This window comes from Rhodococcus sp. GB-02, assembly GCF_053470465.1.
This window is the reverse complement of record NZ_JBPUKE010000002.1, coordinates 264,616-277,257: the sequence shown is the minus strand read 5'-3', so window position 1 is coordinate 277,257 and position 12,642 is coordinate 264,616. Positions and strand designations below refer to the sequence as shown.

Below are 12,642 nucleotides of genomic sequence, written 5' to 3'. Positions count from 1 at the left end.
ACTTCCCCAGATCAGGCATGGTCCCAGTCAACGGGAGGTTTGCAAACTCCTGACCGCGCCCAGAAATGTGTCCAGGTCGGCTTCGTCGACGAAGTAGTGCGGCGATGCGCGAACCACGGCGTCGAGCCCGCGGGCATCCATGTCGAGGAGGGTGGACCCGCGACCGCTAACCGTGACGGTGATGTTCTGTGCTGCAAGCTGATCCCGCACCCGGTGCTCGGAAATACTGTCTACGGTGAAGGAAACGATGCCGCTCAGATGGGTTCCTCGATCGCGGACTTCGACTCCGGGAATCGCGGCCAGACCTTCCCTCAATGCGCAGGCTCGGGATTCGATCTGTTCCCACGCTGTGTCGGGGCCGATCGAGAGCAGATAGTCTGCGGCGACGCCGAGACCCAGGCGCGCAGCGACACTCGTTTCCCAGAGTTCGAATCGTGTTGTGTCCGGCGCAGGGACGAAGCTGTTCTCGCTGGTCCATTCCGCTCCGTGCAGGTCCATCGCAGCGGGTTCGAGCGCGTCGACGAGTCCGGGGCGGACGTACAGGAATCCGGTTCCGCGTGGCCCGCGGAGCCACTTGCGGCCGGTGGCGCTGAGCGCGTCGACGCCGAGTTCGGTGACGTCGATGGGCAACTGGCCGACGGACTGGCACGCGTCGAGCAGAACGAGGGAGCCGTGGGCTCTGGCCAATTCGACGACCTCACGGACCGGGTTGATCAAGCCGCCGTTGGTGGGGACGTGGACGACGGAGACGAGTCGAACCCGGTCGTCGAGCATGTTCTCGAGTGCGTCGAGGTCGATGCGTCCGTACTGATCGCTCGGAATGACCTCGACGCCGGCGCCGGTGGAACGCGCCCGCCCCAGAGCGGCGATTGCGTTGCTCGCGTATTCGACTCCGCTGATGAGGAGTCGATCACCAGGTCCGAGTGGAACGGCAGCGAAGAAGTCGTTCCACGCGCGGGTTGCGCTGTCGGTCAACGCGATATCGGTTGCCTGGGCGCCGATGACCCGGGCCAGTGAATGCGGAACTGCAGCCAGTGCGCCGCTCTGGCGAGCAGCAGCGACGTACCCGCCGACGTCGGCTTCACGTCGCAGGTGCTCGATCATGGTGGTCAGCACCGGCTCGGGCGGGAGCGAGGATCCCGCGCTGTCGAGGAACACCTTGTCGAGGCATCCGGGAGTGTCGCGGCGGATCGTGTCGAGATCGAACATGGCACCTTCCGTTCATGTCGGTGTGGTTCAAACTACCTGTGAACGAAGCTGTCCCGATGGAGCGAAGACTGGGCACGGCCGATGCCGTGGTGATCGGCCTCGGCGCGATGATCGGCGCCGGAGTCTTCGTGGTGTTCGCGCCCGCTGCCGCAGTAGCCGGTACCGGGTTGCTTGTGGGCCTGGCGATCGCAGCGTTCGTCGCCTACTGCAATGCGACGTCGTCGGCGCAGCTTGCGTCGAGATACCCCACGTCAGGTGGGACGTACGTCTACGGACGTGAGCAGCTCGGACCCTGGTGGGGGTTTGCCGCAGGCTGGTCGTTCGTGATCGGGAAGATCGCGAGTTGCGCGGCAATGGCTCTGACCTTCGCTACGTACGTTGCTCCTGCGGCCTGGCGTGTCCCCGCCGCGGTACTGGTGGTGGCGGCTCTGGTTGCGGTCAACTACCGCGGAGTGACGCGGACGGCGCACATGGCCCGGGTGATCGTCGCCGTGTCGACGACGGCATTGTGTGTGGCGTTGCTGATTGCCGTCGTGGGACCTGGCGCCATACGTGAGCTCCCGGATCTCGTGTTCGGGTCGTGGTACGGGATTCTGCAGTCGGCGGGGCTGCTCTTCTTTGCCTTCGCCGGTTACGCCAGGATCGCGACGCTGGGGGAGGAAGTGCGTGATCCGCGCCGCACGATTCCGCGGGCGATTCTGATTGCACTCACCATCGCGGTTGTCCTCTATGCGTTGGTTGCGGTGGTGCTGTTGGTGACGCTGGGGCCTGATCGGCTGGCGAATTCGGCGCGGCCCCTGGCCGATGCAGTGAGCGCAGCCGGGTGGAATTGGGCCGTCCCCGTGGTGGTGATCGGTGCCGCGGCGGCGTCGGCGGGGGCGCTGCTGGCTCTGATCGCCGGGGTGAGTCGTACGGCGATGGCAATGGCCCGCGAGAGTGATCTGCCCGTTGCCCTGGCTGCCGTCCATCCACGGTACGCAGTCCCTCACCATGCAGAACTTGTGGTCGGAGCCGTTGTGATCGCTTTGGTCTCGACAACCGATCTTCGTGGCGTGATCGGCTTTTCGTCGTTCGGAGTGCTGCTCTACTACTTCGTTGCGAACGTGAGCGCGTACAGCCAGCGCGGAGTGGACCGGATGTATCCGAAGTGGCTGCAGGCAGTCGGGGCGGCCGGTTGTGTCGTTCTGGTGGTCACACTTCCGTGGATCGCGGTTGTTTCCGGGGTAGGTGTGGTTCTGGCCGGTTGTGGGTACCGGTGGATACGACTGAAGAAATTCAACGACACGTAACACCACAATGGGTGCATCTCGGACGTAGGCGTTCTATCGTCGGTAACGACCGCGAAGACCGCCCGAAGGGGAAGTCGAATGGTGACAGCAGCGTTGACAGCAGCACAGACCATGCAGGTGGATACGCGTCCTGCGGCCGAGGCCTACGTCGGTGGTGTGTGCTTCAAACAGGGGCCACCCCGCTTGGTCGGAGCCGAGGTCGAGTGGCTGACCAGGCAAGATCCCGGTGGGGAGCGGCCATCCGCCGCGACGCTGGCAAGAGCACTCGGGCGACACGCACCCACCAGCATCGACCCGGATTCACCGGCGGTTCCGCTCCCTCGTGGCAGCCTGGTCACCGTAGAACCCGGCGGACAGATCGAACTCTCGTCCGCTCCGCGCACGTCCGCCCGTGAACTGTGTGACTGTCTCGACGAAGACCGTCGGACTCTCGAATCTCTCCTCGCGTCGTACTCCATAGAAATCAGTTCTGCCGCGGCCGACGTCGCCCGCCCGCCATCTCGCATTCTCCGGTTGCCGCGTTACTGCGCAATGGAATCCCGCTTCGCCGGGATAGGCCCGTACGGCACCTTGATGATGTGCAATACCGCAGCAGTGCAGGTCAGTGTCGATGCCGGCGGGAGTCCGGAGTCCATCGCCCAGCGTTGGCGGCTCCTCGGGGACATGGGCCCGGCTCTCATCGCAGCATTTGCGTGTTCTCCACGCTTGCAAGGGGTTCCGAGGGGGGATTGGGCTTCCCAACGCATGCGGACGTGGCTCGAGCTCGATTCCTGGCGCACAGCCGCCATCCCGGAAGCGCAGGACTACGCCGCCCGGGCGCTCGACGTTCCGCTCATGTGTGTGCGAAACGAAGGCGATGATTGGACGGCTCCGAGGGGTGCGACATTCGCGGACTGGATCGACGGCGCCTTGGATGCCGAGATCGGACGTCGTCCCGTCTGGGCGGACTTGGACTATCACCTGTCGACGCTGTTCCCGCCGGTTCGCGCTGTCGGCCATCTGGAGGTTCGCTACATCGACGCACAACCGGGAGATTTGTGGCGAGTGCCGATAGCAGCGGTCGACGCGTTGCTGTCCGGGCCCGCTGTGATGCGCGAGGCGAGTGATGCTGCAGCGTCGACAGCCGGGAGGTGGCGGGATGCGGCAGAGTACGGTTTGGACGACGTCGAACTGCGTTCGGCGGCAACATCTCTGATGTCGCTTGCCGCGTCGTACGCGCCGGAACCCCAGTTTGTTCGCCTTCTCGATGCCGCAGCCGAACGGTGCTGTCGCGCAATCGTGCCCGGTGAGAGCGACACATGACGGGGGAGATCACCAAAGAAGCGGTCGAGGCCGTACTTCTGCGAGCGCGTGAGCGGTCGACGCTGCTCACCGACTGCGTCGACGATACCGAATTGATCGCTCAGCATTCCCCGTTGATGAGTCCGCTCGTGTGGGACCTGGCGCACATCGGCAATCAAGAGGAACTCTGGCTGGTGCGCGATGTCGGTGGCCGCGATCCGGTGCGTAGCGACATAGACGAGTTGTACGACGCTTTCAAGCATTCGAGGTCGTCGAGACCCACACTTCCCCTGCTCAACCCGGCCGAGGCGCGCGAATACGTACGTACGGTTCGTGGGAAGGTGTGGGATGTGCTCGAAGCCAGCACGTTCGGGCGCACAGAACTCGACGTGGACGGGTTTGCCTTCGGGATGATCGCCCAGCACGAACAGCAACACGCCGAGACTATGCTCGCGACACACCAATTACGTTCGGGGCCGGCGGCACTCGTTGCGACACCCGCTCCGCAAGCAGGCTGCACGCCGGAACTCGACGAGGTCACCATCGCAGCCGGTTCCTTCGTCATGGGGACCGACGACGAGCCGTGGGCACTCGACAACGAGCGCACTGCACATCAGGTCTATCTCACTGATTTCGCAATCGACAGATTCCCGGTCACCAACGGGCAGTTCATCGAATTCATCGAGGACGGCGGCTATTCCCGACCGGAACTGTGGTCTCGAGACGGTTGGCGGCATCGCGTCGACGCGAAGCTTCGAGCGCCTCTGTTCTGGGAACATGACAGTTCGGGTTGGTGGCACGAGACTTTCGGCGTCGAGGCGCCGGTCCCACCGGACAAGCCGGTCGTGCATGTGAGCTTCTACGAAGCCGAAGCCTACGCGAATTGGGCGGGTAAAAGGCTTCCCACCGAGGCGGAGTGGGAAAAGGCCGCACGGTGGGATCCGGAATCCGGAAGATCACGACGGTTCCCGTGGGGGGACGTGTCCGCAGACGAGAATCTTGCCAATCTCGGTCAACGCCACCTCGGTCCAGCCGGCGTCGGCTCGTACCCGGCGGGGGCGTCGGCAGCGGGTGTCGAGCAGTTGATCGGCGACGTGTGGGAGTGGACGTCTTCGGGATTCCATCCGTATCCCGGCTTCCGGGCCTTCCCGTATCGGGAGTATTCGGAGGTGTTCTTCGGCGGCGACTACAAAGTGTTGCGCGGGGGATCGTTCGGGACCGACAGCGTTGCCTGCCGGGGGACGTTCCGCAACTGGGACCATCCGATCAGACGCCAGATCTTCTCGGGTTTTCGCTGCGCCAGAACGATTTCGGGTAGATCCTGACATGTGTCGGCACCTCGGGTATCTCGGGCCGCCACGTTCGGTTCGTGAGCTCCTCCACGACGGCGAGAACTCACTGATGCGACAGTCGTGGGCACCACGTGAGATGCGTGGAGGCGGGACCATCAATGCCGACGGATTCGGCGCGGTGTGGTGGAACGACGGAAGACAGGGGCGGTATCGCAGCATTTCGCCGATCTGGTCGGACCCGACCGTCGACGAGACGTTGTCCCACATCGTTTCCGGATCCGTTCTCGCCGCCGTACGTTCCGCGACGGAGGGGATGGCCGTCGAGATCGGTGCCTGCGCACCTTTTGTCGACGGAACCTACGCTTTCAGCCATAACGGAGCGGTATCCGGTTGGCCTGGTTCACTTGCCGACTTGGCGGCAGAAGTTCCGGCCGTCGAACTGCTGAAGATGCCCGCCCCGACGGATGCCGCCTTGTTGTGGACAGTGCTTCGGCATCGGTTGAAGTCGAAGCCCGTGGAAGCCGCCGTGACGAGCCTCGTTCACGATGTGGCTGCGGCGGCACCGGATTCACGACTGAACCTCCTGTTCGGCGACGGACAGGAACTATGGGCCACGGCCTGGGGCCACACGTTGTACACGCGGGTCGACGAGTCGCGAGCCCTGATCGTTTCCGAACCGTTCGATCGATCGCCGGACTGGGAGCAGGTGCCGGACCGGCACATCGTCTGCGCGCGTCCTGGCCATTTGATCATCACCCCGATACCGATGGGAGAACAATGAAAACCCCTACGCTCGAGGTTTATCTGACACCGGCCGAATCGGTCGACGCACTGCGAGCCGAGGCCAGGGAGGGTCTGACCGCTACGCCGAAGTGGCTCTCGCCCAAATGGTTTTACGACGCGCGTGGAAGTGAATTGTTCGAGGAGATCACGGCCTTACCCGAGTACTACCCCACCCGTACCGAGCGCGGCCTGCTCGCGCAGTACGCCGACGAGATCGCTGCGTTGACCGAACCTGAGATCCTGATCGAACTGGGTTCCGGTTCCTCGGAGAAGACGCGGTTGCTACTCGATGCAATGACCGCGCGCGGAACTCTGCGAACGTATGTACCGCAGGATGTTTCGGTGACGGCACTGGAAGGCGCGGCGCGGCAGGTCGGTGCCGAGTTCCCCGGCATCGATGTGGTCGGGGTGGTCAGTGACTTCACAGGCTCGCTGCATCATCTGCCCGGTGGTGGACGGCGGGCGGTCGCGTTTCTCGGTGGAACTCTCGGCAATCTCGTTCCGGCAGAACGCGCCGAGTTCCTCTCGGGCATTGCAGCGGTGCTGGATCCGGGGGAGAACCTGATCCTGGGCGTCGGATTGGTGATCGATCCGGCTGTTCTCGTGCCCGCGTACGACGACGCTGCCGGCGTGACGGCACAGTTCAACCTCAATGTTCTCGCGGTCCTGAACAAGCAACTGGGAGCGAACTTTCCCTTGGAGGACTTCCGTCACGTCGCGCTCTGGGACGCCGAGAACCAGTGGATCGAGATGCGGCTGGAAGCGCTTCGTGAACTCTCGGTCCGGATCGACGAGCTGGATCTGGAGATCACCTTCGCAGCGGGCGAGCAGCTGCGCACCGAGATCTCGGCGAAGTTCACCGAGGGCGGGATTGCCGCGGAGCTCGCATCGGCGGGTTTCGGGGTGCGGCAGGTGTGGACGGATCGGGATCAGCGCTTCGCGCTGTTGTGCGCGCAGCGGGCGTGAAGTGGGCGCACGTCAGAGGATGCTGTCTCCTCCTAGAAGTGCCTCAAAAGTTCTGTAGGCGGCAATATTTGAGAAGTGTCGGGAGTAGAGATCTACGGTGCCAGTATGGACAGTGTCGGACACCGGCGCAAGATCCACGAGATGCGCGAGTTTTACATAGGACTGGTCATCGCTCGCGCCGACCGGATACTCCTGCTCGCTGGCCTTGCGTTCGAATTTTGACCGCGCCTCAGCGGGGTCGCCAGCCCAGATGAGATAACAGTCCTCTCGGTAGAAGCACCCGACTCCGTCATTCTTCCCCAACTCGAATATCGCTATGCCGAAGTACGGTTGATCTCGTGTCGGATGCTGAGTCATGCGATTGAACGTAGTGACATCGGAGCGCAAAGGGTATCGGTGAATACCCCGGGATTCCGCAAAACTTGTCGGCGGGTGCCCGTAGAATCGCCCATATGTTCGAATCGAAGACTTCCGCGGACGCGCTGTTTCGGCAGCATGCGGAAATCGCGCGCGCCCACTTCCTCGAGATCGACGCGGTCACTGCGCTGTACCTGGACCGTTGTGAGGAGGATGCCGCGGTTGGAGTCAATGAGGCTTTTCGGGGTCAATTCGCGCACGTGGAGATCGCGTCGATACTGAGCATTACGGAGTACGCCGCGCAGAAAATGATTGCACTGGGATGTGACCTGCGCTGGCGACTTCCGCGGGTGGCGGCCGCTTTTGCTTGCGGTGACATAGATCTGGCCAAAGCGACGGCACTGTCCGAAGCTCTCGCCAATGTTTCCGAGCACGTGCTCGATGAGATCGAGCGACTCCTAGTGGACGGTGCCTGTCGTGCAACCGGTAACAAGTTGAAGGCGCGCGCACGAGGTCTCATTGCTCGGCACGACCCTGATGGGGTGCGTGCCCGGCGAGTTCGTGCGGAGGCGGATCGGGACGTTCGGACGTGCGCGTCGCACGACGGTATGTCGACTCTGGACGGAATGCTTCCAGCGGTCGGCGCTCAGACTTTGGCCACAAGACTCCGTGCGATGTCGATGCAGGTGTGTGGTTCCGATCCGAGAACTTTCGGGCAACGTCGTGCCGATGCACTGATCGCATTGGCGGAAGGAAAGACGTCGTTGGATTGTCAGTGCGACGGCGATTGCACCCGTACGGACGACTCGAAGACCTCCGCGCTCCCGATTGCGACAATTCTTGTGGGTGTCAACGCTTCCACCCTGCTCGGATTCGACGACCTGCCAGGCTATTTGCAGGGGTACGGCCACATCGATGCTGACCTTGCGCGCGCGATCGCCGCGGACGCCACGTGGCAGAGAGTCCTCACCCTTGCACCGTCCGAGGTGCAACGTTCTTCGACTGCGGGGGCAGTCGGACCGGTGCTCGGCGTGGGTCGGTCGATGCGCTCACCGGAGATATTGCCCGCTGTGGCAATGGGTAATCGCTCGAGAAGGAATAGTGGTTCGCGGCGCGGTGAATCCACGTACCAGCCGTCCGCGGCGTTGGCGACGATTGTAAGGACGCGAGACGGTACGTGCCGCTTTCCGAATTGTGTTGTGCGTTCTGATAGTTGCGATATCGATCACACGGTGCCGTTCGATCACGGCAACCCCGCTCAGGGAGGGCCTACTGCAGAGCGTAACTTGGCCTGCCTGTGTCGAAAACATCACCGACTGAAGATGTTTGGCAGGTGGACGGTGAAGCAAATCGGAGGTGGTCTTCTGGAGTGGACAGATCCCTCAGGACGACGAACGGTTACCGCGCCCGTAGGCTCATTCTGTGACCCCGAATTGAGAGTGCCCGACGCGGCGAGACCGCAATTGACGGACGACGATGCGCTGGAACGACGTTTCGGACTTCGGGACAGGGGTGTGGAAGCGGATCTTGAATACCTCCTGGACTGTAGTGTGCCCGGCTGGAGGAAAGCACGATCTGCATCAAGACGTAACGCGTCCCCACTGGCGAACGCCTTGCCGGAGTTTGCCGACTTCTGAAGGGGTTTCGTTTCTCCTGTGGCCTGCGGGTATAGCGAGAGGGCCCGAAAAATGGTGTTTGTCCGTTTATAGTGAGGCGCAGAACGGTTTCCGACCCGAGGAGAACGCGTGCGTCATCCGAAGCTCGCCGCATTGACCGTGGCCCTGACTGCAGTACTGGTGATGCCGGTAACGCAGAGCGTGGCTCAACCATTCCCTTTCGACCCCGGCAGTTTCGGCAACGGAAGCACCGGATCGCTGGGTGGCGAAGACCCGGACATCCCCATCGAGAACACCCTCCCACAGTTGTCGGTCACCACGCTCGTCGACGGACTCGATCACCCTTGGGATGTCGCGGCGGCCCCGGACGGTGCAATCCTGACGGGACAACGGTCCGGCGGATTCTTCGTGCGCCGAAGCGACAACACGACAGGTCCAGTCTCTGCTGACCTTTCGGATCTCTACGCTCAGTCCGAAACCGGCCTCATGGGCATCGCGCTTGCCCGCGACTTCGCTCAGTCGCGCACCCTGTACACCTGTCAAGGATTCAGCGCTGGGGGAGTCACGGACGTTCGAGTGATCTCGTGGACCGTCGACGCCGGATGGACCGCGCTCACTCGAATCGGAACTGTATTGCCGGGAATCCCGGTCTCGTCCGGGCGTCACGGGGGTTGCCGAATTCTTGCGGACCAGGACGGAACGCTGTTCGTCGGAACGGGTGACACCGCGACACCGAGCGTCCCGCAGGATCCGAATTCGCTGGGCGGTAAGGTCTTGCACATCAACGCCGACGGAACGCCGGCGGCGGGAAATCCGAATGCAAGCAGCCCCGTCTACACGCTCGGTCACCGCAACGTCCAAGGCTTGGCCGTGCAACCTGGAACCGGCCGGGTGTACTCGGTTGAGCAGGGCACCAGCGTCGACGACGAGGTCAACCTGCTTACCCCGGGCGGAAACTACGGCTACCGCCCGGATCGGCTTCCCGGAACGTACGACGAATCCGTGCCGATGACCGATCCCGTGCGCGTGCCGGGAGCAGTTGCGGCGGTGTGGCGTTCAGGTAGCTCCACGTTGGCTACCGCCAGCGCAGCCTTCACCAGCGGAGCTGCGTGGGGTGCCTGGGACGGAGCGCTTGTGATGGGTGGTCTCAAGAGCAAGGAACTGATCTTCCTCCGCCTCAGTGCCGACGGCCGTTCGGTCGACGCTCAGACCTTTGGGTTGGAGAACCAGTTCGGTCGCTTGCGGTCGGTGACTCCGACGCCCGACGGTTCGCTTCTGGTGACCACGGACAACGGAACAGGCGACAAGGTGCTTCGGGTGACACCCACGCCCTGATTTCTCAACACGTCAGCCTTTAACACCAGAGCCTTCAGTACCAGGCGATTACCCGGCACGGACCACCGGAACCACCCGCGTGCGTCGGCGCGCCCACCATCACCGTGGCGCCGACGGCTGGCAGTACGGAAAGGTTTGCGAGGGCTTCGACTGCGTATTTTCCTGAGCCCAAAGCGCTTCGGTGAGCCCCGTGGGTCGTGCTTCGGCCCGCGTCGATGCTGAGGGTGTCCGAGCCCACGGCGACGATGTCGCGCTCGGACACCAAAAAGTCGATCGCCTCGGGGTCGAATCCCGGTGTGTGCTGCACGCCGAGTGCATCTCGATTCGTGAAGGCCCCACCGGCACCGGCCCGGGTATCCCAACCCGAGTTCATCGCAACCAGGCTGCGGGGAGCGATCTTCCCATGGAGGGACTCCCAATCGAGGATGTCCTGGCGGGTGAGCAGTGTGTCAGGGTCGACGGAGGCTCGGGCACTGATGTCGACGACCGCAATCGGCACGACGAGGTCGGCGACTGGAATCTTCTCGACGGTGATCCCGTCCGCACTGGCGTGTGCGGGAGCGTCGATGTGAGTACCAGTGTGTTCTTCGAGGTGGAGTTCGTTGAGGTAGAAGTTTCCACCTAACCCGGCGGACCCGAGCGAGCCCAGAGAGCCGCCGGCGTCGGCGATCTTCGCCAGGTTCCTCATCTCGAACGAGCGCGCGCCCGGCCACACCGGGAACTCCGGCGTCAGTACGTGGGTCAGATCGACGATGGTCTGGCCGGTTGGTGCTGCCGACGCAGTGGGCTGTACAGCGCCGGCCATGACGGCCGCGCCGAGGGCACCGGTGCCCAGCGCCGCGAACATCGATCGACGGCTGACCTTCCTGCCTTCGCGTCCGATCGATTCGTAGACCTCCGACAAGACCTTCGGTGAGCACATCAGAAACTCCAGATCACTGGGATCAACACCGTTGCAACGATCAGGAACCACAACAACATCGGGAGTCCGAGCTTCCAGTAGTCGCCGAACTTGTACCCGCCAGGCCCCATCACCATCATGTTCGCGGGAGTGGCTACGGGCGTCAGGAAGGAGGCCGCGGCAGCGACGGTGACCGTCATCAGAAGGGGCAGCACCGAGATGTCGAGTTCGATGGCGACCGAGATTGCGATCGGCGTGATGATCAACGCGGTTGCAGTGTTGCTGATCAGCTGGCCCAGAGTCGCCGTCACGACAAAGAGTCCGGCGACGACGACATACGGGCTTGCACCACCGACGACGTCGACGAACGCATGCGCGAGTTTCTCGGCTGCGCCGGTCTGCTGAATCGCGGTCGACAGCGGGATCATTCCTCCGACGAGAATCAACGTTGTCCACGAGATGGACCGATGCGCCTGCTCCACGCTGATCACACGCAACAGAACCATCGCGCACGCCGCGAGGAGTCCGGCTATCGCCGACGGTACCAATCCGAACGTCAGCATCACGACCATCGCCGCGACGACGACGAGAGCGATGACCGCGCGGGTTCCCAACGGGGCTGCCTGCTTACGGATCTGGGCAGGTACGTCGACCACGAGGACGTTCGGATCGACGGCGGTGTGGGTGTCGAGATCGTCCCAGCTTCCTTGCAGGAGAAGCGTGTCACCGGCCGCCAACTTGACGCCCTTGGGGCCGCAGTCCTCACCGGCGCGCTGGACTGCGAGTATCACCAGATCTCCACTGTCGGTCACCATGCCCGGAAAAGCCCTGTCGCCGATCATTTCCGAGCGCGGCGGGATGATCACTTCGACCACACCGTCGTGCTTGGTGATCAAGGGCTCTGCGGACGGCGCATCCTTTCCCATGAGCTGATACTGCTTAGCGAGGGTCTTGGCATGCCGGCTCAGGTCAGGCGACATCGACGTCCCCGCACGGTGGGGGAGGACGTGAGGCCCGAGAAGTACGGCGATCGCAATCGTTCCCAATACGAGCGGCGCACCGACCAAGGTGAAACTGAAGAACCCGAACGCACCGGCCCCGGATTCCTCGGCGGCTTCGGAAACGATGATGTTGACCGGTGTTCCGGTCAAGGTGAGCATCGATCCGGCATGGGCGGCAAATGCCAACGGCAGAAGCAGTTGTGACGTCGATTTACCGAGACGTACTCCCAAGACAACCACCATCGGTACCAACGCGGCTACGGCTCCGTTGACGCTGATCAATGCGGTCAACGCGGCAACCAGCAACATGATCGCACTCACGAGACGGACTCGGGATTCACCGACTTTCGCCAGCAGTTTCTCGCCCGCCCACGTGGTGACACCGGTGGCATCGAGGGCTTCGCTGACAACAAAAAGCGCGGCGATGAACACCACCGTGGGATCGCCGAATCCGGCAAGCGCCTGCTCCATCGTGATCACGCCGGTGGCGTACAGCGCCAGGGCAGTGCCGATCGCGATGATGCCGACCGGGATTCGGCCGATCACGAACAGCGCCACGACCAGTGCAAGCACGACAAAGGTGATGGTGATGTCATTCACGATTCGTAAAGG

At 63.1% G+C, this 12,642-nt stretch carries 11 protein-coding genes; 7 read left to right on the top strand and 4 right to left on the bottom strand.

The window, feature by feature from the left end:
* Positions 1 to 27: 27 nt before the first annotated feature.
* Positions 28 to 1,209 (bottom strand): aminotransferase class V-fold PLP-dependent enzyme, encoded by a 1,182-nt coding sequence (locus ACSW29_RS14310; RefSeq protein WP_448277541.1) that lies wholly within the window; start codon positions 1,207 to 1,209, stop codon positions 28 to 30.
* 14 nt (positions 1,210 to 1,223) lie between these two features.
* On the opposite strand from ACSW29_RS14310, the gene ACSW29_RS14305 reads away from it, so the two are divergent.
* From ACSW29_RS14305 to egtD, 5 genes are all read left to right on the top strand, one after another.
* Positions 1,224 to 2,498: an APC family permease gene (locus tag ACSW29_RS14305; RefSeq protein WP_317827244.1), complete on the top strand. Its 1,275-nt coding sequence runs from the start codon at positions 1,224 to 1,226 to the stop codon at positions 2,496 to 2,498.
* A gap of 78 nt (positions 2,499 to 2,576) precedes the next feature.
* A complete protein-coding gene (gene egtA, locus ACSW29_RS14300) occupies positions 2,577 to 3,800 on the top strand; it encodes an ergothioneine biosynthesis glutamate--cysteine ligase EgtA (protein WP_317827243.1) in 1,224 nt (407 codons plus the stop codon).
* On the top strand, positions 3,797 to 5,104 hold the full coding sequence (gene egtB / locus ACSW29_RS14295) for an ergothioneine biosynthesis protein EgtB (protein ID WP_317827242.1): 1,308 nt from the start codon (positions 3,797 to 3,799) through the stop codon (positions 5,102 to 5,104). The genes egtA and egtB overlap by 4 nt, the downstream gene beginning before the upstream one ends.
* A 1-nt stretch (position 5,105) precedes the next feature.
* Positions 5,106 to 5,852, top strand: coding sequence for an ergothioneine biosynthesis protein EgtC (egtC, locus tag ACSW29_RS14290; RefSeq protein ID WP_230814256.1), 747 nt, complete (start codon positions 5,106 to 5,108; stop codon positions 5,850 to 5,852).
* Positions 5,849 to 6,820, top strand: coding sequence for an L-histidine N(alpha)-methyltransferase (egtD, locus tag ACSW29_RS14285; RefSeq protein WP_317827241.1), 972 nt, complete (start codon positions 5,849 to 5,851; stop codon positions 6,818 to 6,820). The genes egtC and egtD overlap by 4 nt, the downstream gene beginning before the upstream one ends.
* A gap of 12 nt (positions 6,821 to 6,832) precedes the next feature.
* Here egtD and ACSW29_RS14280 read toward each other — a convergent pair whose 3' ends face one another.
* Entirely contained in the window at positions 6,833 to 7,177 is a 345-nt protein-coding gene (locus ACSW29_RS14280; RefSeq protein ID WP_317827240.1) for a DUF4288 domain-containing protein, read from the bottom strand.
* 95 nt (positions 7,178 to 7,272) lie between these two features.
* Between ACSW29_RS14280 and ACSW29_RS14275 the strand changes: the two genes are divergently transcribed.
* Both ACSW29_RS14275 and ACSW29_RS14270 read left to right on the top strand, forming a co-directional pair.
* A complete protein-coding gene (locus ACSW29_RS14275; protein WP_317827239.1) occupies positions 7,273 to 8,814 on the top strand; it encodes an HNH endonuclease signature motif containing protein in 1,542 nt (513 codons plus the stop codon).
* A gap of 108 nt (positions 8,815 to 8,922) precedes the next feature.
* A complete protein-coding gene (locus ACSW29_RS14270; RefSeq protein WP_317827238.1) occupies positions 8,923 to 10,128 on the top strand; it encodes a PQQ-dependent sugar dehydrogenase in 1,206 nt (401 codons plus the stop codon).
* Positions 10,129 to 10,162: 34 nt separating this feature from the next.
* Here the strand turns inward: ACSW29_RS14270 and ACSW29_RS14265 are convergent, their stop codons facing one another.
* The gene (locus ACSW29_RS14265; protein ID WP_448277540.1) at positions 10,163 to 11,050 is read right to left on the bottom strand and encodes a cyclase family protein; all 888 of its coding nucleotides are present in this window, start codon (positions 11,048 to 11,050) and stop codon (positions 10,163 to 10,165) included.
* Complete coding sequence (locus ACSW29_RS14260) at positions 11,050 to 12,630, bottom strand: SLC13 family permease (RefSeq protein WP_448277539.1); 1,581 nt, start codon at positions 12,628 to 12,630, stop codon at positions 11,050 to 11,052. Before ACSW29_RS14260 ends, ACSW29_RS14265 begins: the two co-directional genes overlap by 1 nt.
* Positions 12,631 to 12,642 lie beyond the last annotated feature (12 nt).